Source organism: Ammoniphilus sp. YIM 78166 (assembly GCF_004522215.1).
Classification (GTDB): Bacteria; Bacillota; Bacilli; order Aneurinibacillales; family RAOX-1; genus YIM-78166.
Window position 1 is genome coordinate 278,763 of sequence record NZ_SDLR01000002.1, and the last position, 22,501, is coordinate 301,263.

At 44.3% G+C, this 22,501-nt stretch carries 22 protein-coding genes; 20 read left to right on the forward strand and 2 right to left on the reverse strand.

Annotated elements, in window-relative coordinates; translation table 11 throughout:
- Positions 1–12: 12 nt before the first annotated feature.
- Positions 13–489, reverse strand: coding sequence for a DUF2507 domain-containing protein (locus EIZ58_RS07370; RefSeq protein WP_134699963.1), 477 nt, complete (start codon positions 487–489; stop codon positions 13–15).
- Positions 490–879: 390 nt separating this feature from the next.
- Between EIZ58_RS07370 and EIZ58_RS07375 the strand changes: the two genes are divergently transcribed.
- The 6 genes from EIZ58_RS07375 (at position 880) to EIZ58_RS07400 (ending at position 5,692) form a co-directional block, all read left to right on the forward strand.
- Positions 880–1,527, forward strand: coding sequence for a succinate dehydrogenase cytochrome b558 subunit (locus EIZ58_RS07375; RefSeq protein ID WP_134699964.1), 648 nt, complete (start codon positions 880–882; stop codon positions 1,525–1,527).
- A 13-nt stretch (positions 1,528–1,540) separates the two neighbouring features.
- The gene (sdhA, locus tag EIZ58_RS07380) at positions 1,541–3,295 is read left to right on the forward strand and encodes a succinate dehydrogenase flavoprotein subunit (protein WP_134699965.1); all 1,755 of its coding nucleotides are present in this window, start codon (positions 1,541–1,543) and stop codon (positions 3,293–3,295) included.
- Positions 3,295–4,044 carry a succinate dehydrogenase iron-sulfur subunit gene (gene sdhB, locus EIZ58_RS07385; protein ID WP_134699966.1) on the forward strand — a complete coding sequence of 250 codons (750 nt, stop codon included), beginning with the start codon at positions 3,295–3,297 and terminating at the stop codon, positions 4,042–4,044. The genes sdhA and sdhB overlap by 1 nt, the downstream gene beginning before the upstream one ends.
- Positions 4,045–4,588: 544 nt before the next feature.
- Positions 4,589–4,939 (forward strand): sulfite exporter TauE/SafE family protein, encoded by a 351-nt coding sequence (locus EIZ58_RS07390; protein WP_134699967.1) that lies wholly within the window; start codon positions 4,589–4,591, stop codon positions 4,937–4,939.
- The gene (locus EIZ58_RS07395; RefSeq protein ID WP_134699968.1) at positions 4,936–5,337 is read left to right on the forward strand and encodes a sulfite exporter TauE/SafE family protein; all 402 of its coding nucleotides are present in this window, start codon (positions 4,936–4,938) and stop codon (positions 5,335–5,337) included. Before EIZ58_RS07390 ends, EIZ58_RS07395 begins: the two co-directional genes overlap by 4 nt.
- Positions 5,338–5,461: 124 nt before the next feature.
- Positions 5,462–5,692, forward strand: coding sequence for a helix-turn-helix domain-containing protein (locus EIZ58_RS07400; protein ID WP_134699969.1), 231 nt, complete (start codon positions 5,462–5,464; stop codon positions 5,690–5,692).
- 98 nt (positions 5,693–5,790) lie between these two features.
- Here EIZ58_RS07400 and EIZ58_RS07405 read toward each other — a convergent pair whose 3' ends face one another.
- Entirely contained in the window at positions 5,791–6,096 is a 306-nt protein-coding gene (locus EIZ58_RS07405; RefSeq protein WP_134699970.1) for a hypothetical protein, read from the reverse strand.
- 591 nt (positions 6,097–6,687) lie between these two features.
- Here EIZ58_RS07405 and EIZ58_RS07410 point away from each other — a divergent pair.
- From EIZ58_RS07410 to yihA, 14 genes are all read left to right on the forward strand, one after another.
- On the forward strand, positions 6,688–6,948 hold the full coding sequence (locus EIZ58_RS07410) for a metal-sensitive transcriptional regulator (protein ID WP_370297636.1): 261 nt from the start codon (positions 6,688–6,690) through the stop codon (positions 6,946–6,948).
- A gap of 51 nt (positions 6,949–6,999) precedes the next feature.
- Positions 7,000–7,947, forward strand: coding sequence for a thioredoxin-disulfide reductase (gene trxB, locus EIZ58_RS07415; RefSeq protein ID WP_134699972.1), 948 nt, complete (start codon positions 7,000–7,002; stop codon positions 7,945–7,947).
- Between the two features lie 78 nt (positions 7,948–8,025).
- Positions 8,026–9,657, forward strand: coding sequence for a putative polysaccharide biosynthesis protein (locus EIZ58_RS07420; RefSeq protein WP_167577554.1), 1,632 nt, complete (start codon positions 8,026–8,028; stop codon positions 9,655–9,657).
- The gene (gene racE / locus EIZ58_RS07425; RefSeq protein WP_134699974.1) at positions 9,650–10,486 is read left to right on the forward strand and encodes a glutamate racemase; all 837 of its coding nucleotides are present in this window, start codon (positions 9,650–9,652) and stop codon (positions 10,484–10,486) included. Before EIZ58_RS07420 ends, racE begins: the two co-directional genes overlap by 8 nt.
- A 60-nt stretch (positions 10,487–10,546) precedes the next feature.
- Positions 10,547–11,608, forward strand: coding sequence for a GerMN domain-containing protein (locus tag EIZ58_RS07430; RefSeq protein WP_134699975.1), 1,062 nt, complete (start codon positions 10,547–10,549; stop codon positions 11,606–11,608).
- A gap of 117 nt (positions 11,609–11,725) precedes the next feature.
- Positions 11,726–12,469 (forward strand): ribonuclease PH, encoded by a 744-nt coding sequence (rph, locus tag EIZ58_RS07435; protein ID WP_134699976.1) that lies wholly within the window; start codon positions 11,726–11,728, stop codon positions 12,467–12,469.
- Positions 12,470–12,472: 3 nt separating this feature from the next.
- A complete protein-coding gene (locus EIZ58_RS07440) occupies positions 12,473–13,072 on the forward strand; it encodes an XTP/dITP diphosphatase (protein WP_134699977.1) in 600 nt (199 codons plus the stop codon).
- A gap of 76 nt (positions 13,073–13,148) precedes the next feature.
- Positions 13,149–14,186: a tetratricopeptide repeat protein gene (locus tag EIZ58_RS07445; RefSeq protein WP_134699978.1), complete on the forward strand. Its 1,038-nt coding sequence runs from the start codon at positions 13,149–13,151 to the stop codon at positions 14,184–14,186.
- A 201-nt stretch (positions 14,187–14,387) separates the two neighbouring features.
- A complete protein-coding gene (gene tig, locus EIZ58_RS07450; protein ID WP_134699979.1) occupies positions 14,388–15,680 on the forward strand; it encodes a trigger factor in 1,293 nt (430 codons plus the stop codon).
- An 89-nt stretch (positions 15,681–15,769) separates the two neighbouring features.
- The gene (gene clpP, locus EIZ58_RS07455; RefSeq protein ID WP_134699980.1) at positions 15,770–16,360 is read left to right on the forward strand and encodes an ATP-dependent Clp endopeptidase proteolytic subunit ClpP; all 591 of its coding nucleotides are present in this window, start codon (positions 15,770–15,772) and stop codon (positions 16,358–16,360) included.
- Positions 16,361–16,371: 11 nt separating this feature from the next.
- Positions 16,372–17,637 (forward strand): ATP-dependent protease ATP-binding subunit ClpX, encoded by a 1,266-nt coding sequence (gene clpX / locus EIZ58_RS07460; RefSeq protein ID WP_134699981.1) that lies wholly within the window; start codon positions 16,372–16,374, stop codon positions 17,635–17,637.
- A gap of 137 nt (positions 17,638–17,774) precedes the next feature.
- Complete coding sequence (gene lonB / locus EIZ58_RS07465) at positions 17,775–19,463, forward strand: ATP-dependent protease LonB (RefSeq protein ID WP_134699982.1); 1,689 nt, start codon at positions 17,775–17,777, stop codon at positions 19,461–19,463.
- 102 nt (positions 19,464–19,565) lie between these two features.
- Positions 19,566–21,899: an endopeptidase La gene (gene lon, locus EIZ58_RS07470; RefSeq protein ID WP_134699983.1), complete on the forward strand. Its 2,334-nt coding sequence runs from the start codon at positions 19,566–19,568 to the stop codon at positions 21,897–21,899.
- Positions 21,896–22,498 (forward strand): ribosome biogenesis GTP-binding protein YihA/YsxC, encoded by a 603-nt coding sequence (yihA, locus tag EIZ58_RS07475; RefSeq protein ID WP_134699984.1) that lies wholly within the window; start codon positions 21,896–21,898, stop codon positions 22,496–22,498. Before lon ends, yihA begins: the two co-directional genes overlap by 4 nt.
- The last annotated feature ends 3 nt before the right edge of the window (positions 22,499–22,501 follow it).

Sequence of the window (22,501 nt, forward strand, 5' to 3'; positions counted from 1 at the left end):
AGAGCGCTAGAGTTACACAGCGCTCTTTTCCATGTCTATCACTGCTTCAATAAGAGCCTGGGTTGCGCCTTTCTGCTCCTGGACGGTAAGAGAAGCGGCACAATAATGTCCCGTAAGCCTCTCCATGGCCCCTGCAATAAAGCCTGCTTCTAGGTGAAGAGTCTTTTCCAGCCGTTTTTTCGGAAGCAAATTCAAGCGGCTATGCGTCAAACGATAGGTAACAGAAGTTGCAGATTGCTGCTCCAACTGAACCTGTCCGAGATCAAGCTGATTAAAGATATCCTCCAGTTCATCGGCTATCTTGATTTCTAAGTGATTGCCCATTTCCTTGCCTACCCAGTATAGAATATGAGGCTCACTGTCTCCGAGGATGATCTCCAGCAATTTTTCTCGAAAAAAAAGATAACCGAGCAAGGAATTGGAAATACTTTCTGGAGGCAAAAGAATTCTTTCTTGAAATAGGGATGAAACAGCAATGCTTTGCCGCATGGGTTGTCCCTCCTTATTAGTGGTGTTAGTCCAATCTATGAGGAGGCAGGGAGATATATGAAAATCTATTTTGACAATTACCTATCCTTTCTTGACGCTAGGTAGTTCAAGGAGTAAAATGAATTTGTCACAATTTGTCCAATCCTTCGGGGCTTCCATTGGAAGCTTTTCCTATGCAGTGATTTTTTTCCTGCATAATAGCTGTCGCATCCCGTATGGGAATCTTTGCTCTAGCGCCAGCTAACGTTTTCATGCTTTCTGGATTAAGAAGACAGATGGTATAAGGGGGAGTGCTGCTAGAGAGAGAGAAATAAGATAGGGAAGATGGAGATCAGAAAGAAAAAAAGAGGGAAAAACAATCTGTTCTAATTACTGAAAGGGGGCCGCATCATGGCAGCCAATCGTCACTTCTTTAACAGGAAGCTTCATTCCTTGTTAGGGGTTATTCCTGTGGGCGGATTTTTAATTGTCCACTTAATGGTAAACTTTTTTGCGACTGAAGGAAGAGAGCGTTTTACCGAACAGGTAAAAGTTATGGAAAGCATTCCTTTTCTTGTTATCGTTGAAATCCTATTTATTTTCTTGCCTTTGTTGTATCATGCTGTATATGGGCTTTATATAGCCTTTCAAGCAAAACATAACGTGTCGAACTATGGATATTTCCGTAATGTTATGTTCTTCCTGCAACGTGTAACAGGTGTTATCACCTTGATCTTTATAGTTTGGCACGTATGGCAAACGCGCGTACAGATCGCGATTCAAGATATTCATCCCGAAGGCTTTTTCGATATGATGGTAGAGATTTTTAATAATCCGTTTATGGTTGCATTCTACGTAATTGGATTATTGTCTGCGACATTCCACTTTAGTAATGGTATGTGGTCTTTCTTAGTATCTTGGGGAATTACCGTTGGTCCAAGGGCACAACAAATATCTTCGTATGTTTGGTTAGGTTTCTTTGTTATCCTGTCCTATATTGGGCTAATGGCCATGTTCGCCTTTATCAACCCAGTAGATGTGGCAGCAATCAAAGGATAGGGGGAGAAACAAAATGAGTAAAGTCATAATTGTAGGTGGCGGATTAGCAGGATTAATGGCCACTATTAAAATTGCAGAATCAGGCGTGCCTGTAGATTTGTTTTCACTAGTTCCTGTAAAAAGATCTCACTCCGTATGCGCCCAAGGCGGAATTAACGGAGCGGTAAATACAAAAGGGGAAGGCGATTCTCCTTACGAACACTTTGACGATACAGTATATGGCGGTGACTTCTTAGCGAACCAACCTCCAGTAAAGGCTATGTGTGATGCAGCGCCAGGAATCATCTACATGTTTGATCGTATGGGCGTTATGTTTAACCGTACGCCTGAAGGATTGATCGATTTCCGTCGCTTTGGAGGTACCAAGCATAGCCGTACGGCTTTCTCTGGTGCAACTACAGGTCAGCAATTATTGTATGCGCTAGACGAGCAAGTGCGCCGTCATGAAGTAAACGGATTGGTTACCAAGTATGAGCACTGGGAATTCACGTCTATTGTTCAGGATGACGAAGGAACCTGTCGCGGAATCGTAGCTCAGAATCTTCGTTCCATGGAGATCAAGTCCTTCCCAGCTGATGCGGTAATCTTAGCTACCGGAGGTCCTGGAATTATCTTTGGTAAATCCACGAACTCGGTTATCAATACCGGAACAGCGGCTTCTGCGGTTTACCAGCAAGGGGCTCATTACGCGAACGGAGAATTTATTCAGATCCACCCAACAGCGATTCCAGGAGACGATAAGCTTCGCCTTATGAGTGAATCGGCTCGTGGGGAAGGTGGACGTGTTTGGACTTATAAAGACGGTAAGCCTTGGTACTTCCTTGAAGACAAATATCCAGCTTACGGAAACCTTGTACCTCGTGATATCGCGACTCGCGAGATTTTCCACGTGTGCGTAGACCAGAAGTTAGGGATCAACGGGGAAAACATGGTTTATCTAGACCTTTCTCATAAGGATCCACGTGAATTAGATATTAAACTTGGCGGTATAATTGAGATTTATGAGAAGTTCATGGGAGAAGATCCTCGTAAAGTTCCAATGAAGATTTTCCCAGCAGTTCACTATTCCATGGGTGGACTGTGGGTCGATTATGATCAGCACACGAATATCAAAGGATTGTTTGCTGCCGGTGAATCGGATTATTCCCAGCACGGAGCGAACCGCTTAGGTGCGAACTCCCTATTATCTGCTGTATTTGGTGGAATGGTCGCAGGACCAAAAGCGGTTGAATACATCAAGGGATTGAGCAAGTCTGCAACGGATATTTCCAGCAAGTTCTTTGATCAACAAACCAAAAAAGACCAGCAGAAGTTTGATGACATCCTTAAGATGGACGGCAGCGAAAATGCCTATATGATCCACAAGGAACTTGGCGAATGGATGCTGGATAACGTAACGGTAGTACGTTTCAATGACCGTCTGAAGAAAACAGATGACAAGATTCTGGAGCTCATGGAGCGCTACAAGAAAATCAATGTAAGCGATAGTGCGAAGTACAGCAACCAAGCGGCATCTTTCACTCGTCAGCTTTGGAATATGCTTGAGCTAGCCCGTGTAATCACCATCGGAGCCTTAAACCGTAACGAAAGCCGTGGAGCTCACTACAAGCCGGAGTTCCCTGAGCGTAACGATGAAGAATTCATGAAGACCACGATGGCAACTTGGAGCCAGAATGGACCACAGTTCCATTACGAAGATATCGATGTATCCTTAATTGCTCCACGTAAGCGTGATTACACGACTGATAAGAAGGGAGCGAAAAAATAATGTCAGACAGAAACGTAACCTTTGTTATTACTCGTCAAGATGGCCCGGAAGGCAAGCCTTATACTGAAGAGTTTTCCATTCCTTATCGTCCGAATATGAACGTAATCAGCGCATTAATGGAGATTCAGCGTAATCCTAAAAATGCGAAAGGCGAGAATGTTGCACCAGTCGTATGGGAGTCTAACTGCTTAGAAGAGGTATGTGGAGCCTGCTCTATGGTCATCAACGGCAAGCCAAGACAGGCGTGTACGGCTCTGGTTGACAAGCTGGAACAGCCTGTGCGTTTAGCCCCAATGAGCACGTTCCCCGTTGAGCGTGACCTTATTATCAATCGTAACCGTATGTTTGATGCGTTGAAGCGAGTCAAAGCATGGATTCCGATTGACGGTACCTACGATTTGGGTCCTGGACCTCGTATGCCAGAAGCGGATCGCCAGTGGGCTTATGAGCTTTCTAAGTGCATGACCTGCGGAGTTTGTATGGAAGCTTGCCCTAACGTGAATGACAAGTCTCCATTCATTGGACCATTTGCTGTATCTCAGGTTCGCCTCTTCAATGAGCATCCAACAGGTAAGATGAACGCGCATGAGCGTTTAGAAGGCCTAATGGGTGACGGGGGAGTAACAGATTGCGGAAACTCGCAAAACTGTGTACAATCTTGCCCGAAGGGGATTCCATTAACCACATCTATTGCGGCTATGAACCGTGCAACGACTCTTCATAGCATCAAGAAGTTCTTTGGATCTTAATAAATTGTTCAAGAGAGGGTGTCCCTTAAGGGATACCCTCTCTTGCGTTTATCGAATTCCTTTACGAGAGATCCCTGCCTTTAAGCGCGTATCAATTGATCATAAATCATCCATACTGTGATAAAGGGATAGAGGTGAACAGGATGTTCTTTCATGGGATAAAACTAGCTTTTTTAATTAAGCAGTTTCCTTTCCTTAACCCCGATGCACACATATCATCCAAAAGTGATTTGCAGTTAAAGGATCGACTTCACTTGATACAGAAATTTGGCTTAGAACCCGTACATCTTTTGGAATCCTCCTCTACATACTCCATGACAAGATGCTTAAAGGAATGCTTCGGCTTTGGTGAGATCGTATTCGCATTTAGGAAACTAGATCCCCCTATTCTTCAGCTTAGTCGGCACGAGCTAGGAGTCAATTGGTTGGATGTGCGCTCATGTTCTTATGTATTTATTAAGCAGACAGCACACAAGGACGAATTGTTCAAGCTAGGCTTAAACAAACCCATCTTTTTAGTCAAAACAATTGAAGGTGATATAGGTTGAATCGAACAAAAAAACTAGCTATCGGCATTTTTACCGGTTTGATCAACGGGTTAATCGGGGTAGGAGGCACTCTTCTTGTACCTGCACTGGTTCATCTTTTAGGAACGGAGAGGAGGATGGCCCATGGTACATCGCTCGCCATCATTCTTCCCATTTCCTTGGTCAGTATTGTCATCTACAGTAAATCTGGAGCGATGCCTTTTGAAGCTGGGTTGTTGATTTCGGCTGGAGGCTTGTTCGGGGGTTATTTAGGAGCTCGGCTCTTAAGACGGATTTCGCAGTTATGGCTTAAACGCTTATTTTCCATTTTCATGATCATAGCTGGGATCAGGATGATTTGGCCATGATCATCGAGTCGACTGCGTTGTTCCTCGTCCTTGGGCTACTGATGGGGGTCTTGTCCGGATTGGGTTTAGGAGGGGGAAAACTGCTCATTCCTGCCCTGGTTTTATTGGCTGCTATGGGCCAAGCGGAAGCTCAAGGGGCAACACTGCTTTCTTTTGTCCCGATTGCTATCGTCGCCATTCTAACCCACATGAAAGAAAGGAATATCGATTGGTCCTTAGTAGGATGGCTGGTAGTTGGGGGGCTCGCAGGATCATTCATAGGATCTAGAATAGCCATGGGACCGCTGCTGCCCTATCTTCGTTATATTTTTGGACTGTTTTTGATTGGTCTTGGGATTTTCGAGTTAGTTGCGAAGGATAAGGTCAAGAAAAAAATGAACCGCTTTAATACCTCTTGAATATACTGTAGGCGCAGGCCCAATCCCACTCTAAGCCCGCACCGTCAACCATGCCCAGTCATAGTATATTGTGACTGTATCCTTAGCCTTGTTATTGAGCCCGTAGCAAGGGAGGGGTAGGTACTTGAAAGGGAACGACCAGAAAGCGAAACCGTTGCTAACTAACCGTGAACGAGAAGTATTCGAGCTACTAGTTCAAGACAAGACAACGAAGGAAATTGCAAAGCAACTGTTTATCAGTGAAAAGACGGTACGCAATCACATTAGCAATGTGATGCAAAAGCTTGGTGTCAAAGGGAGAGCGCAAGCCGTTGTTGAATTGCTAAAATGTGGAGAGTTGAATTTCCCTGAGTAAACTCTCACTAGGCACCAAAAGGTCGTATTATCACATAGCAGTTGTTGGTTGGTGAGTAGGACCCCCATATGACCCCTGCGAGCGCAGGGGTTTTTGTTTTAGCTTGGCAGGTCAAGTTCATTTAGTTTGGCAGCAATCAATTCCAACTCGTGTTCCGATACTTCACTTAAAGGGAAGATTTGAACGCCGTCGTTCTTGTCCAAAGCTAAATAGACGGTCGGTGCAATGGAGCCCTGGCAGTAGAAGAAAGCTGGAGGAGTTACTGCAAACATGCCCACAGCAAGCTGTACCTCACATTTATAAATAGGGATCAAACAAAAGGGATCAACTGTAATGGGTTGAGCAATAAAAAAATCAGATGTAGAAGAGCTTTGAATGATAGGATTCAATGATGCTTCACTCATGTAATCACGTCCTTTTATCCCACATTCCAATTATTGCCTAAAAACGAGGAGTTTATTTCGAAGAATACAAAAAGACCTCATCCTGACTAGGATGGGTCTATAGATACTAGTGTTTAAAAAAATCATGGTACTTCATATTGATTTCAGACCAAATAGGGGAATTGTGAGCAATTTCTATGTCGAGTTCTTCAAAGATCTCTAATAGGCTAGCACAGAGGCTATGTTTTCGTGATAGGTCTTTTTCGGCCTTTATCAGACTAAGGAGATTTTCAGCTTCTTCTCTCATTAATTCACGGAAAAGGATTTCCCCATTTGCATTCACGAATCATTCACTCCTACTCATGTTTGTTTACATTATAGCAAGCTTATTAACATTGCGCTCCTGTTATATAACAAAAAATCAGCCGGTAAAGCGATTACAAATAATACAATCTCTGTTTTTCACCCTATTATCTCATTATTTTGTTCATATGTGTGAAATGACAATAGATGAGAAACGTTTAACAAAGGCATGTAAGGTTATTGTTTAAGTATGAATTTAGGGTATATAATAATTAATACAGGTATATGTATTTTTTAGGGGGTAGAGCTGTGGATTACTCAGATGAAATAAAAAACCGGCTAAAAAGAATGGAAGGGCAGGTCAGGGGAATTCTTCGCATGATGGACGAAGAAAAACATTGTAAGGATGTGGTGAGTCAGTTATCTGCTGTTCGCAATGCAGCGGATAAAGCTATTGCGACTATCGTAGCCTCCAATCTTGAGCATTGTATCCTCGAGGAACAAGCGAGTGGAGGAGATACGAAGAAAATCGTCCAAGAAGCCATTGAATTATTGGTTAAAAGTAGATAACTAGCACCATAATAACCCTGTCACACTTAATTCAAGGAAGTGAGGGTAAGCATGAACCAAGTTGTTATTATTGGAACAGGACCTGCAGGACTTACGGCAGCCATATATTTAGCCAGAGCCAACTTAAATCCCTTAATCATTGAAGGCCAACAGCCCGGTGGACAACTGACCATGACAACAGATGTAGAAAATTTTCCGGGCTTCCCTGAAGGCATTATGGGCCCAGAGCTGATGGAAAACATGCGCAAACAAGCAGAGAGGTTCGGTGCACAGTTTCGGACAGGCTGGGTCAATCGTGTCGATTTCTCGAATCGGCCCTTTAAGCTTGAAGTAGAGGGAATGGGAGAGATTGAATCACAAGCCATTATCATCTCTACAGGCGCTTCGGCGAGGCTGCTGGACATCCCTGGTGAAACGGAAAACATTGGTCGAGGGGTCAGTACCTGTGCAACCTGTGATGGTTTTTTCTTCAGAGGAAAAAAAATTATTGTGGTCGGCGGTGGTGACTCTGCGATGGAGGAAGCCAGCTTCTTAACGAAGTTTGCCAGTGAAGTGACGGTTGTCCATCGGAGGGATGAGTTGAGAGCTTCGAAAATCATGCAGGATCGTGCGAAGGCTAACGCCAAGATTCATTGGAGCTTGAATTGTATACCCTTAGAAGTGGTTGCGGGAGAAACGGGTGTTACGGGCTTAAAAGTGAAGGATCAAAGCACGGGGACCGATAAAGTCATTGAAACGGATGGAATCTTTGTAGCAATTGGACATCATCCCAATACCGGCTTTTTGCAAGGAGCTCTTCAAGTCGATGAGCTTGGTTATATTGCAGTGAAACCGGGAACCACGGAGACAAACATTCCAGGGGTCTTTGCCTGCGGGGATGTTCAAGATCATAAGTATCGGCAAGCGATTACAGCGGCAGGCTCGGGCTGCATGGCTGCTTTGGATTGTGAACGTTTCTTAGAAGGCAGTGCGGTTCATGAGTGGAGCCAAAGTTTATAGTGAAGATTAGCCCTACGAAAGTAGGGTTTTTCTGTGTTATAATGGGCATTAGTTTTGCAGAAAGGAAGTCAAAGAAACGTGCCGAAATCCGTTTTTATTAAGGGCGCCTTGGTACTTAGCGCTGCAGCCTTTTTCTCGAAGTTACTCGGTCTTTTTTACGTCATTCCCCTTAAGCACTTTGCTGGAGATGAAGGGCTTGCCTTATATCAGGCTGTTTTCCCAATTTATAACACGCTCCTCATTTTATCCGTTTCTGGTATTCCCATTGCGATATCTAAGCTTATTTCAGAGGAGAAGTCAAAAGGTAATACATCTGAAGTGGAACAAATTATCATAAGTGCCATGAAGATGATGTCGGTCGTTGCTCTTACCGGCTTTTTTGTTTTTTTTCTGGGAGCTGATCAGTTAGCACAATGGATTGGGAATGGGGATACTGAACCTTCTATTCAAGGTTTGGCTTTTGCCATGTTATTAGTTCCCTTTGTGGCTCTCCTACGCGGTTTTTTTTACGGTCACCAGGAGATGGCCCTACCAGCTGTATCTCAGGTCATAGAACAACTTATACGCGTGTCCCTCATGATAGGGTTCGTCTATTGGTTGGTTCTAGAAGGGAGCAGTATCGCTAAGGTTGCAGCGGGTGCAGCTTGGGGAAGTTTTTTTGGTTTAGCTTGTGCGTTAGCTCTTTTGCTTGTTATTTACTTTCGGACTTCACCCAAAATATCTTTCCTTGCCCCTACCCAAGGAGGATATGCAAAAAAAATCCTGCTTTTTGCTTTGCCTGTGAGTTTTAGCACGCTCATGCTTCCGATTATGGGGATGGTTGATTCCTTAACGATCATCAATCTTTTAAAGGCTGCGGGGCTTGGTCAATTGGATTCAACTGTTGAGTTTGGCCTTTACAGTCGGGGAGTACCCATTGTTCAATTTGCCGCTTTCTATGCGACTGCTCTAGCCGTTTCTGTCGTGCCTGCTCTTGCATCTGAACCCAGTCAGGAGAAAAAGAGAGAAAAGGTATATCAAACCATTAAGATTACCTTTTTAATCGGCGTCCCAGCCAGCATTGGAATGATGCTTATCGCGGAACCCTTGAATATCCTGTTTTATGGAGACGATAAGGGCAGTGAAGCTCTCATCGTTCTAGCTGCGTCTACCTTTTTTCTGACCTTATCTGTTACGGCATCAGGTTTATTACAGGGTCTAGGTAAACCTTTCGTTCCAGCGGCTTTCTTAGGGGTCAGCATCATCGTGAAAATCGGATTAAATGTGTGGTTAGTTCCTTCTTACGGGATTGTAGGCGCAGCCTATTCCACCTTATTTACTTACGGATGTATTGCTATCCTTTGTTTGCACGCTGTCCTGCGCAACATGGCGACTCCTATAGTGCCGGGTAAGCAGGTAGGGAGGTGGCTATTGCCGTCTGTTGGAATGGGGATTGCGGTTGCTTGGGCAATGTCCGCATACTTGCACTATGCACCGATACTAAGCAGTCAACGATTGTTTTCTTTTTATGAAGTTATTTTACTCGTAATTATCGGTCTAATTAGTTATGGTATGGGACTTGTTTTTTGTAATATCATCACTTGGCAGGACCTTTCTATGTTATGGCAAGATAGGCTCATGAGGAAACAGGAAAACAGTAGAGTTTCCGTCCAAGGTGAATATGATATAGCACATATTCAGAAAAAGAAGGATGGATTGGAACGTGAATAATGGTATAGGTGTAATTGATTCCGGGGTAGGTGGCTTGAGCGTAGCTAAAGAAATCATGAGACAATTGCCGCAAGAAAGCATCCTGTACTTCGGAGATACGGCTCGATGTCCTTATGGCCCCCGTCCTGCAGAGGAAGTGCGATCCTTTACGTTTCAAATGATCACGTACCTGTTGCGTTACCGCATGAAGGCTTTGGTTATTGCATGCAATACAGCTACCGCTGTAGTGTTGCAGGAGATCGCCCAGCTGGCAACCATTCCGGTTATTGGTGTTATTGATCCCGGTGCAAGAACTGCTATAAAGGAAACGAAGACAGGTGCTATAGGCGTGATTGGGACCTCTGGTACCATTCAAAGCAAAGCCTATGAAAAGGCACTTAAGCGAATCCATCCGAGTGCCGAGGTCTATAGTTATGCTTGCCCGGAGTTTGTGCCCTTAGTGGAATCGGGCATCCCAGACCGGTCTAAAGCTCTTCAAATTGTGAAAGACTCATTAAAGCCATTTTCTTCGCTCTCTATAGATACCTTAATCTTAGGTTGTACCCACTATCCTATGCTTGCAGATCTTATCCAAGAGGTGATGGGAGCGGAAATCCGTCTTATTAATTCTGCAGAAGAAACGGCAAGAGAACTGAGTGTCGTTTTAGACTACAGGGGGCTGCTCGAAGAGAAAACGACAGAACAAAGGGTCAAACATAAGTTTTTTGCGAGCGGAGAATTTCAAGTCCTAAGAGAGATTGCAAGCACCTTTATTAAGGAGCCATTGGATCTGCAACAAGTGGATATCAGCAAAGAAAAAGTTTGTACCACTTCTTGGACAAATTTATAGTCTAAAACTCCTCAAGGCTCGTATACATATACTACAAAAACCTTGAGGAGGGAAAGCCTTATGTCACGGAAATGGATTGCCGCGTTGTCTCTAACAACGTCAGTCATATTATTGTCAGGTTGCGGTTTGTTTGGACCGGAACAAACCTCTGGTCCGCAGCCAATTGATCCACCTAACAAACCCATTGGAGAAAGCAAGGAAGTAACCATCAATCTAGATCCGGATCAAGCAGGGACTACTGGTGAAGCTGCAGAGACAGTCCAGACTTTTGCAACTCCTGTCTACATGATGGATCCGGACGGATATGTCGTTCCGATTACACTCAATCTCCCGAAATCGGAAGGGGCAGCGAAACAAGTGCTAGCCCATATGATTCAGGGTGGTCCGGTAGAAATGTTGAAACCGGAGGGCTTTATGGCTCTTATTCCGGAAGGAACTAAAATTCTGGGCATGACGATTAAGGATGGGGTAGCTACAGTAGACTTTTCCAACGAATTTAAGAATTATGAGGCGAAAAATGAACAGAAGCTGATCGATGCGATCACCTTTGCTCTTACATCCTTTGATACGATCAGAGAAGTGAATATTTGGATTAACGGATATCCTCAAGAGGTCATGCCTGTGAATGGCACGCCAATCTCCTCGTTGACCCGTGAAAACGGGATCAACCTGGAGCTGGCTGCAAATGCTCAAGTGGGAAATACCACGCCAATCACTCTTTATTTCCAAGGGGAAACAGCTGATAATTCCTCTTATTTCGTTCCTGTAACCCGATTAGTCCCGAGAACTGACGATAAGGCCATGGCTACGCTTGAGCAGCTAATCCAAGGTCCTAAAGATGGGACTAACCTCTTCTCTTCCATTCTTCCAACAACAAAGGTTATTGATGTTAAAATGGAGAATGGTGTTGCGACTGTCAATTTTGATGACAAGCTATTAAGTTATAATGATGGCAAGGCAAACCCGCTGGCGATGGAAGCTATTCTGCTATCGCTCACCGAAAACACAGGGACTGGACAGGTTCAATTCATGGTGAACGGTCAAATGAACGTGATGGCTGGTGACAAAGACTATAGCAAGCCTGTGGCCAGACCCCAACAATTAAATCCAAAGAAAATGTAAGAGGTGCCTTGAAACACCTCTTTTCTTTTTTTCACATTCTCTCGGTTGAAATGGAGATGCTAGATAGTACGGCGCATATGTTATAATTAACCAGGATGCTGATAGGAGGGATTGATCATGCGCGTAGATGGACGTAGGGAAGATCAGTTAAGACCGATAAAAATGACTAAAGACTACATAAAGCATGCAGAAGGTTCTGTATTAATTGAAGTAGGGGATACCAAAGTGATTTGTACAGCAACCATAGAAGATAAGGTTCCGCCGTTTATGAGGGGGCAAGGCAAGGGCTGGATTACAGCGGAATACTCTATGCTTCCAAGAGCAACAGAGACTCGGAATATACGGGAGTCAAGTAAAGGGAAGGTCAGCGGCAGAACCATGGAGATCCAGCGTCTGATTGGTCGTGCTCTTCGATCGGTTGTGGATTTAGAACGACTAGGTGAAAAAACCATTTGGATTGATTGCGATGTGATTCAAGCGGATGGAGGAACAAGAACGGCATCCATTACAGGCGCTTTTGTGGCCATGGTTGATGCCTTGGGCAAGCTAAAGGACAAGAACGGCTGGACGCGCCTGCCGATTCAAGATTTTTTGGCAGCGACGAGCGTTGGCGTAGTTAATCAAGATCTGGTATTGGACCTTGCCTATGTAGAAGATTCAAATGCGTTAGTGGATATGAACGTAGTCATGACAGGCAAAGGGCAGTTTGTAGAGGTTCAGGGAACAGGGGAAGAGAGTCCGTTCTCTTACGAACAACTGCAAGGGCTGCTTGAATTAGGGAAAAAAGGTGTCGATGAGCTGATTGGCCACCAGAAGCAAGCCCTTGGGGAGATCGCTGATTTAGTGGGGATGGAGGCATAGAAGGTGGAACGATTGCTCGTGCTTGCTACCCGAAATCAAGGGAAAGTTCAAGAATTGAAGCATATGCTAGCAGACACTGGGATTGAGGTTCGTGGCTTACAGGACTATCCGGACTGTCCTGAAGTGGAGGAGGATGGCCTTACCTTTCAGGACAATGCGATAAAAAAGGCTAGAACCATCTCCGAGTTTCTGCAGCTTCCTGCTTTAGCTGATGACTCCGGACTCGAAGTGGATGCATTAGATGGAAGGCCAGGCGTATATTCTGCTCGGTTCGCAGGGCCGCAAGCGACGGATCAAGACAATAATCTTAAGCTTCTTCAATTGCTTGAAGACATCCCGATGGAAAAAAGACAGGCGCGTTTTCGCTGTGTGCTTGCTCTAGCGCTTCCAGGGGACTCTACCGTTGAAACCTGGGAAGGAACCTGTGAGGGGTTAATTAGTCAGGAGCCTAGAGGAAACTATGGATTTGGTTATGACCCACTGTTTCTGTTGGCAGATCAAGGAAAGATGATGGCGGAGCTGACAAAGGAAGAAAAAAGCTCAATTAGCCATCGTGGACTTGCAATGAAGAAGATGATGAAAGATATTAATAATCTATTATGATCTGACTAAATAAAGGAATGGGGTGCTACGCAAGTAGCACTTCCGTTCTTTTTCTTTAGATAAAGAGGGAGACTGCATGCTGAACAAGGGGAAGATTGTCATATTTCCACAGCTATTTGAACGGCACTTAGAAATCGCAATAGCGGCAAGAGAACAAGGAGATTTACAGAAAGCGCGCACTCACATAGAACAAGCTCTTGCTCTGAAACCAGAGGACGAATCGGTCTTGTTCGGACTTATGGTCGTTACCTTTGAAATCGGCATGTATCGTGAATCCCAGCGATTAGCGGAGCAGCTTCTACAGCAGGGCGGAAGTGATATGGAAGAAGTGCTTCAATTTTATGTATTGAATCTTATGCAGCAAGAACAATATGCACAAGTGTGCGAGGTCCTTCAGCCTCTCATACAAGACGATTTCTTGAACGAGTCTTTGCGTAGAGAGTTTATGGAGATTTATAATACTTGTCAGATCATTGGTGAAGCGAGGGCAAAGGAAGAGGACGTAACAGATCCTCTACTTCGCCGTGTGGTCGGTAATAAGCTGGACCACCAACCTGAGTATTTTTCTCGTTTACTTCGGGATTTGGAACAGGAAGATCCTGAAAAGCAGATCCAAGCCATCCGACAGCTGCAATATAGTGGGGACCCAAAAGCGAGGGAGGCGCTGGAGAAGTTCGTCTTGCTTCCAGAACCTAATCCAACTGCCAAAACTACTGCGTTATATGCGTTGAAAGAACTTGGGTGTCATAGGGTCAAATTGTTAAAGTTTGCTCAAGAATTCGAAGTGGACCTCGATTTGTTGCCCGATCAGGACGAGCTGGGAAGGGATGCACAAGAGATAATAGAACTGCTTGAAGAAGGAGTTCATCATCAGGATCCAAGTCTTATAGCATTTTCCACACAGCTGTGGTTCGAGTTTCTTTATGCTTGCTACCCTCAGCTTCCATCCATGAAAGGACGAAAAGGATGGGCCGCTGCGCTGCATTTTGTCACGTTGCTATCGATGGGACAAGTTGCAGAAAAATCTGAGCTAGCTGGCTTGTATTCCGTGTCTATTCCTACATTAACGAAGAACTATAAAAGGATTCTAGAGGTGTTAGGGCTGCAAAACTAGGGAATTAATGTTACATATATTTACCGCTTGTCAAGGATAAATGAGCGGTTGAACTGCCATAAGTTTATGATATATAATGTAGTGGTTATAATCATAATAGTCGCGATCCCATGAAATAATTCAAAATGGATATTTTGAGTGTACATATATCTGTTCACCCAAAGAGGATCTGTATTAAAAATCAGGAGGAGAAAGCATAAAATGAAAGCGAATTGGGAAAAACTTGAAAATAACCAAGGTGTACTAACCATCGAGGTTGAAGAAGCACAAGTTAACGATGCAGTAGATCAAGCGTTTAAAAAAGTAGTAAAGAAAGTAAATCTTCCAGGCTTCCGTAAAGGAAAGGTTCCACGCAAGATTTTTGAAGCGCGCTTTGGTGTAGAATCTCTTTATCAAGATGCCCTAGAAATTCTTTTCCCATCTGTTTACGGACAAGCTGTTCAGGAAACAGGCATTAATCCTGTCGACCGCCCAGAAGTCGATGTAGAGCAAATGGAAAAAGGACAGAACTGGGTAATTAAGGCTACTGTAACCGTTAAGCCTGAAGTACAGTTAGGCGATTACAAGAATCTTGAAATCGAAGCTAAAGAATTCCCTGTAACAGAAGAGGAAGTTGACGCTGAATTAACCAGAATGCAAGAAAGAAGCGCAGAGCTTAATGTTCTAGAAGATGGGGAAGTTGCAAACGGAGATTTTGCCATTATCGATTTTGAAGGATTTGTTGATGGCGTTGCCTTCGAAGGCGGAAAAGGAGAGAACTACAATCTCGAGATCGGTTCTAATACCTTTATTCCTGGATTTGAAGAGCAGTTGATCGGCTTGAAGAAGGACGAGCAAAAAGATGTAGTGGTAACCTTCCCAGAAGATTATCATTCTACAGAACTAGCTGGAAAAGAAGCGAATTTTAAGGTTAAAATCAATGAGATCAAGCGTAAGTCCTTGCCAGCTCTTGATGATGAATTCGCTAAAGATGTAAGCGAATTTGAAACTTTGGAAGAATTGAAAGCTGATATCAAGAATAAACTTGAAAAGAAAGCCGAAGAAGACAAAGAAAACTATGAGCGTCAAACGATCATTGAGAAGGTAGCTGATAATGCTACAATCGACATTCCAGAAATCATGATTGAGTCTGAAGTGGATCATATGATGAAAGACTTCGAACAGCGCTTGATGTACCAAGGAATCAACCTTGATCTATACTACCAGTTCTCTGGTTTGGATGAAGAAAAGCTTAGAGAGCAAATGAAGGAAGAGGGCTCCAAGCGCGTTCGCAACTCTCTTACTTTAGAAGCGATCTCTAAGGCTGAGAACGTGGAAGTTACGGATGAAGAAGTAGAAGAAGAGATCAAGAACCTTGCAGAAATGTATAAGCGTCCTGAAGAGGAGATCCGTCAATTCTTCTCTGGAAGAGATCAATTAGAAGGAATCAAGAATGATATCCGCATTCGCAAGACGATCGAGTTGTTAGTTGAATTGAATAAGCAAACCGCGTAATCTAGGGATACAGAAGAAAACAAGGCACGAAGATTCTCGTGCCTTGTTTTTCCAAAAATGCTACAATAGAAGAAAGGGGGAATATCCTTATGCCTTTCATACCTATGGTCATAGAAACAACCAACCGTGGAGAGAGAGCTTATGACATCTACTCCCGCTTACTGAAAGATCGCATTATTTTTCTAGGTGACGAGATCGATGATGATATTGCGAATGCGGTTGTAGCTCAACTCTTGTTTCTTGCAGCAGAAGATCCTGAGAAAGATATCCACTTATACATAAACTCACCAGGCGGTTCAGTAACGGCTGGCATGGCCATCTATGATACCATGCAGTTTATTAAGCCTGATGTATCAACGATTTGCATAGGACTTGCGGCAAGCATGGGAGCTTTTCTTCTTGCAGCAGGGGAAAAGGGTAAGCGTTATTCCCTACCTAATAGTGAAATCATGATCCATCAACCACTTGGTGGGGTTAGGGGCCAGGCAAGTGATATCAAAATCCACGCCGAATGGATCTTAAAGACAAAGAAGCAGCTAAATGAAATTTTAGCTGAGAAGACTGGTCAACCTTTGGAAAAAGTGGAGCGAGATACCGATCGAGATAACTTTATGGGTGCACTGGAAGCGAAGGAATATGGAATCATCGACGAAGTGATCACCCGTAAAGACCAAGCCTAAGGGGTGATTTCATGTTTAAATTTAACGATGAAAAAGGTCAATTGAAATGTTCATTTTGCGGGAAGTCACAGGATCAAGTACGTAAGCTTGTAGCTGGGCCTGGCGTATATATTTGCGATGAGTGTATTGAATTGTGCACGGAGATCGTTGAAGAAGAATTAGGCACAGAAGAGGAAATTGATCTGAAGGAAATTCCTAAGCCTAATGAAATCAAGAAATTCCTAGACGATTACGTCATTGGACAGGACGAAGCCAAAAAGACCATGGCTGTTGCTGTATATAATCATTATAAGCGGATCAATACAGGGGCTAAAATTGACGATGTCGAGCTGTCCAAGAGTAATATTCTCATGTTGGGACCAACGGGTAGCGGTAAAACGCTAATTGCCCAGACCCTTGCGCGCATTCTGAACGTTCCTTTTGCTATTGCTGATGCAACATCGTTGACTGAAGCGGGTTATGTAGGGGAAGATGTAGAGAATATTCTTCTCAAGCTGATCCAAGCGGCTGATTATGATGTAGAAAAAGCGGAACGCGGCATCATTTATATCGATGAAATCGATAAGGTAGCACGGAAGTCAGAGAACCCATCGATTACACGCGATGTTTCAGGTGAAGGAGTTCAGCAAGCCTTGCTGAAAATTCTGGAGGGAACCGTTGCGAGTGTTCCTCCGCAAGGCGGAAGAAAGCATCCTCATCAAGAATTTATTCAAATCGATACCTCCAACATCTTGTTTATTTGCGGAGGGGCGTTTGATGGTATTGAGCAAATCATTAAGCGCAGAGTCGGGAAAAAGGTCATTGGATTTGGTGCAGAAGGGGTCGATGGCAAGCGTGATTTGAAGCCAGGCGAATACCTTAAGATGGCTCTTCCAGAGGATCTCTTGAAGTTCGGATTGATTCCGGAATTTGTTGGACGTCTTCCGGTCATGTCTTCCCTTGAACCACTAGATGAGTCAGCGTTGATCCAGATTCTAACCGAGCCGAAGAACGCGCTCGTGAAGCAGTATCAGAAGTTGTTAGAAATGGATGGCGTAGAACTAGAGTTTACTGAGGGTGCCTTGAAGCAAATTTCAAAGGAAGCGATCAAGCGAAATACAGGTGCACGTGGTCTTCGTTCCATCATTGAAGGGATTATGCTTGATGTGATGTACGACCTGCCTTCTCGTGATGACATTGTTAAATGTGTCCTCACAGAGGAAACGGTCCGAGATAAGACGGAACCGAATATGTATACCGAACAAGGCTTAATTGAAAAACCAAAGGAAAGTGCTTAAGCACCGATAGAAACGGCGTAAGAGAAATTCTCTTACGCCGTTTTTTGTTTGATTAAAACAGTTGAGAGTCGATAGAAGACTATTTTCTGTCACAAAAGGCAATAATACACGATATATAGACTAACGGGAGGGATTATATGAATTGGTCGATGTTGCTTATGGTGGTACAGGTGTTTTTTGCCGTGATTATTGGCATTTACTTTTGGAATTTACTACGTAATCAAAGAACGAGTAAGACAGCGGTAGACCGTGAATCACGCAAGGAAATGGAATCTTTGCGCAAGCTTAGAGCCATTTCGCTAACAGAGCCTATTGCTGAGAAAACCAGACCTTCACAATTAAGTGACATAATCGGACAACAGGACGGAATCCGTACTTTAAAGGCAGCCCTATGTGGGCCTAATCCACAACACGTGATTATATATGGACCACCAGGCGTGGGAAAAACAGCTGCCGCCCGTGTGGTTTTAGAAGAGGCAAAGAAGAATGAACAGTCCCCGTTTAATGCGAATTCAAAATTTATTGAATTAGATGCCACAACGGCACGCTTCGATGAAAGAGGGATTGCCGATCCGCTGATTGGTTCCGTTCATGACCCTATCTACCAAGGTGCAGGGGCAATGGGCCAAGCCGGAATTCCCCAGCCTAAGCCAGGTGCTGTAACGAAGGCGCATGGAGGCATGCTGTTTATCGATGAAATCGGTGAATTACATCCCATTCAAATGAACAAACTTCTAAAAGTACTGGAAGATCGAAAAGTGTTCTTGGAAAGTGCTTATTACAGTGAGGAAAACCCCTCCATACCTAGCCATATCCATGATATTTTCCAGAATGGACTGCCCGCCGACTTCCGTTTAGTTGGTGCAACCACCCGAACACCGGACGAGATTCCACCTGCACTTCGATCTCGCTGCCTAGAGATCTTTTTTAGACCGCTCTTGTACAGTGAAATTGAGAAAATCGCACAAAACGCCATTTCTAAAATTAGCTTTGAAGCAGAGCCAGGGGCTGTTGATGTCATTGCTAGGTATGCAACGAATGGGCGAGAAGCTGTGAATACCGTCCAAATTGCAGCAGGATTAGCGATTACTGAGAATCGCAAGATGATCACTCGGGCAGACGTCGAATGGGTAGTTCACAGCAGTCAAAAATCACCTCGTGCCGAAAATAAAGTGCATGAAAAACCTCAAGTGGGTTTAGTAAATGGATTGGCGGTCTACGGGCCCAACATGGGGATGATGCTCGAAATTGAAGTCACAGCAAGAAAAGCGGAATCACCGGGACAAGGGAAAATTATTATTACCGGTGTCGTGGAAGAAGAGGAAATGGGAAGCCGCCAACGTACGATTCGTCGAAAGTCAATGGCCAAAGGTTCAGTGGAAAATGTGCTCACGGTCTTAAAGTACCAAGGCTTGAGAACAGATGATTATGACCTACACGTTAACTTCCCTGGTGGTACTCCCATTGATGGTCCTTCTGCTGGGATTACTATGGCTACAGCCATCTATTCAGCAATTAACGAAGTTCCCGTAGATAATTATACGGCCATGACAGGTGAAGTCAGTATCCATGGCCGGGTGAAGCCCATTGGCGGTGTCGTGGCCAAGGTAGAAGCAGCAAAGCAAGCAGGTTGTAAAAAAGTAATTATTCCGCGCGAGAATTGGCAAGCTATATTTGATACGATGGATGATATTCGCATTATTGCTGTGGATCGAGTTGAAGAAGTCTTCCGTCATGCCCTGTTGGATGAACAGGAGGATAATGAGAGCGTACTGCTTCCAGCACCTGGGGAAGTGTTGTCCGCCTCTTCCATATCCTTATCCTAGGCTTAGAATCAATGAAAAGCAGTTCATTGGGAGGAAGAATTAGACAACAAGAGGCAATATAAGATACAATAATGTCCATAGTAGAGCCATGGAGGTGTCAAGATGGGAACAACAGATAGAGAAAGAGAGATACCTTTGCTTCCTCTTCGAGGTTTGCTGGTTTTCCCAAGTATGGTTCTTCACCTAGATGTAGGCCGAGAAAAGTCAGTCCGTGCACTGGAAAAGGCCATGGTCGAAGATAATCTGATCCTTCTTGCAACCCAAGAAGAAGTCCATTTGGAAGAACCGACAAAGGAGCAAATTTACAAGGTTGGTACAGTAGCCAGGATCAAACAAATGCTCAAGCTTCCCAACGGCACCATCCGCGTATTAGTGGAAGGGCTGAAACGAGCGAGAATCAATAATTTTGTAAAAGAAGACGATTTCTTTGAGGTACATATCACCATATTGGAAGAAGTCGTTGATGATCAGGCAGAAGTGGAAGCTCTCATTAGAACGGTGCTTAAAGCTTTTGAGCAATACATCAAGCTGTCCAAAAAGGTGACACCGGAAACGTTGGCTTCGGTTTCGGATATTGAAGAGCCAGGACGACTAGCTGATGTGATCACGTCTCACCTTGTTCTTAAGATGAAGGACAAACAAGACATCCTAGAGACGATCGAGGTTAAGCCTCGCTTAGAGAAGCTTCTTGATATTTTAAACAATGAGCGTGAAGTCCTGGAGCTTGAACGCAAGATCGGTCAGAGAGTCAAGAAGCAGATGGAAAAAACGCAAAAAGAATACTACCTTCGAGAGCAAATGAAGGCAATCCAGAAGGAACTTGGCGATAAGGAAGGCAGAGCGGGTGAAGTGGAGGAGCTTCGCAAGCAATTGAAGGAATCCACTGCCCCTGAGAGAATTATCGAGAAGATCGAGAAAGAAATCGAGCGACTGGAAAAAACACCTCCTACCTCGGCAGAAGGCAATGTCATTCGTACCTACATTGATTGGCTGCTTTCGTTGCCATGGACAAAGAAAACGGAGGATAACCTAGACATCCGCAATGCCGAAAAGGTATTAGATGAAGACCATTACGGTTTAGAAAAAGCCAAAGAGAGGGTATTGGAGTATTTAGCGGTTCAGAAGCTTGTTGACCGTCTGAAGGGGCCTATTCTTTGCTTGGTCGGACCGCCAGGAGTAGGAAAAACCTCTCTAGCAAGGTCTGTCGCCCGCGCTCTTGGCCGTGAGTTTGTACGTATTTCCTTAGGTGGTGTTCGCGATGAAGCAGAGATTCGTGGACATCGTAGGACTTATGTAGGGGCTATGCCTGGTCGTGTTATTCAAGGGATGAAGACAGCAGGGACCGTGAATCCTGTATTCCTCTTGGATGAGATTGATAAAATGGCCAATGACTTCCGAGGAGATCCGGCAGCTGCTTTGTTAGAAGTCTTGGATCCGAATCAAAACGACACCTTCAGCGATCATTATATTGAGGAGCCTTATAATCTTTCCTCTGTGATGTTTATAACAACAGCTAATGCTGTCCATACGATTCCGAGACCCTTGCTAGACCGGATGGAAATGCTGTATATCCCAGGATACACGGAAATCGAGAAGCTAAAAATTTCTCAGCAATATCTGTTGCCGAAGCAAAGGGAAGAGCACGGACTTACCGACAGTCAATTGATCGTCAGTGAAGAAGCTTTACTTAAAATCATTCGTATGTATACCCGAGAGGCTGGAGTACGAAACCTGAATCGAATGATGGAAACCATCTGCCGAAAAGCGGCTAAGCTGATCGTGGGTGGGGAGAAAGAACAAGTAGATCTTTCCGCTGAGAGCTTAGAGGAATTAGTCGGAAAACCGAAATACCGATATGGATTAGCCGAAACAGAGGATCAGGTCGGAGCTTGTACAGGGCTTGCTTGGACGGAAACGGGTGGAGATACGTTGACCATTGAAGTGGCTGTTCTGCCAGGAAAGGGCAAGCTCACACTAACCGGTAAGCTAGGCGATGTAATGAAGGAGTCAGCACAAGCTGCCTTCAGCTATATTCGTTCTCGTGCAAACGAGTGGAATATCGATCCCGAATTCCATGAGAAGAATGATATCCATATTCACGTTCCAGAAGGAGCGATTCCGAAGGATGGTCCTTCTGCAGGGATTACGATGGCAACAGCTTTAATTTCGGCCTTAACGGGAATACCGGTATCAAGAGAAGTAGGGATGACGGGTGAGATCACCCTGAGAGGAAGAGTGCTGCCGATTGGCGGTCTGAAGGAAAAGTCGCTTGCAGCTCATCGTGCAGGGCTGAAAACCATCATCATGCCAAAGGATAATGAAAAGGATATTGATGATATCCCTGAGACGGTTCGCCAGGATCTTACCTTTATTCCTGTTGAGCATCTAGATCAAGTACTAGAGCAAGCGTTAGTCAAGAAGAGGGTTCCCGTATGAAAGTAACTAGCTCAGAATTTATTATCAGTGCGGTTGGACCTAAGCAGTACCCGCAAGATGCCCTGCCAGAGATTGCTCTGGCTGGGCGTTCTAATGTGGGCAAGTCTTCTTTTATCAATAAGATGCTGAACCGTAAAAATTTAGCGCGAATTTCTTCTAAACCTGGGAAAACGCAAACGCTAAATTTTTATAAGATTAACGGCGAATTTTATTTCGTGGATGTCCCGGGCTATGGCTTTGCCAAGGTGTCGAAGTCGGAGAAGGAAAAGTGGGGGAAGATGATCGAGGAGTACTTCATTGATCGAAGCCCACTAAAAGCCGTTGTTCAAATTGTAGACTTGCGACATCCGCCTACCCGTGATGACCAGGATATGTACCATTTTTTGAAGCATTATGAGATTCCAGTCATTATTGTTGCAACTAAAGCGGATAAGATCTCAAAAGGACAATGGCAAAAGCATCTAAAGATTGTAAAAGAAACCTTAAACCTTGAAAAAGGCGATACGATGGTCTTGTTCTCCTCTGAAACTGGCCTTGGAAAAGACGAAGCCTGGAAAGAGATCTGGAACAAAATTAATGCCCCAGTGGCTGTAGAATGAAAA

Coding starts and splice junctions, on each gene's coding strand:
- EIZ58_RS07370 (WP_134699963.1), bottom strand. CDS start 489: ATGCGGCAAAGCATTGCTGTTTCATCCCTATTTCAAGAAAGAATTCTT.
- EIZ58_RS07375 (WP_134699964.1), top strand. CDS start 880: ATGGCAGCCAATCGTCACTTCTTTAACAGGAAGCTTCATTCCTTGTTA.
- sdhA (WP_134699965.1), top strand. CDS start 1,541: ATGAGTAAAGTCATAATTGTAGGTGGCGGATTAGCAGGATTAATGGCC.
- sdhB (WP_134699966.1), top strand. CDS start 3,295: ATGTCAGACAGAAACGTAACCTTTGTTATTACTCGTCAAGATGGCCCG.
- EIZ58_RS07395 (WP_134699968.1), top strand. CDS start 4,936: ATGATCATCGAGTCGACTGCGTTGTTCCTCGTCCTTGGGCTACTGATG.
- EIZ58_RS07405 (WP_134699970.1), bottom strand. CDS start 6,096: ATGAGTGAAGCATCATTGAATCCTATCATTCAAAGCTCTTCTACATCT.
- trxB (WP_134699972.1), top strand. CDS start 7,000: ATGAACCAAGTTGTTATTATTGGAACAGGACCTGCAGGACTTACGGCA.
- EIZ58_RS07430 (WP_134699975.1), top strand. CDS start 10,547: ATGTCACGGAAATGGATTGCCGCGTTGTCTCTAACAACGTCAGTCATA.
- rph (WP_134699976.1), top strand. CDS start 11,726: ATGCGCGTAGATGGACGTAGGGAAGATCAGTTAAGACCGATAAAAATG.
- EIZ58_RS07445 (WP_134699978.1), top strand. CDS start 13,149: ATGCTGAACAAGGGGAAGATTGTCATATTTCCACAGCTATTTGAACGG.
- tig (WP_134699979.1), top strand. CDS start 14,388: ATGAAAGCGAATTGGGAAAAACTTGAAAATAACCAAGGTGTACTAACC.
- clpP (WP_134699980.1), top strand. CDS start 15,770: ATGCCTTTCATACCTATGGTCATAGAAACAACCAACCGTGGAGAGAGA.
- clpX (WP_134699981.1), top strand. CDS start 16,372: ATGTTTAAATTTAACGATGAAAAAGGTCAATTGAAATGTTCATTTTGC.
- lonB (WP_134699982.1), top strand. CDS start 17,775: ATGAATTGGTCGATGTTGCTTATGGTGGTACAGGTGTTTTTTGCCGTG.
- lon (WP_134699983.1), top strand. CDS start 19,566: ATGGGAACAACAGATAGAGAAAGAGAGATACCTTTGCTTCCTCTTCGA.
- yihA (WP_134699984.1), top strand. CDS start 21,896: ATGAAAGTAACTAGCTCAGAATTTATTATCAGTGCGGTTGGACCTAAG.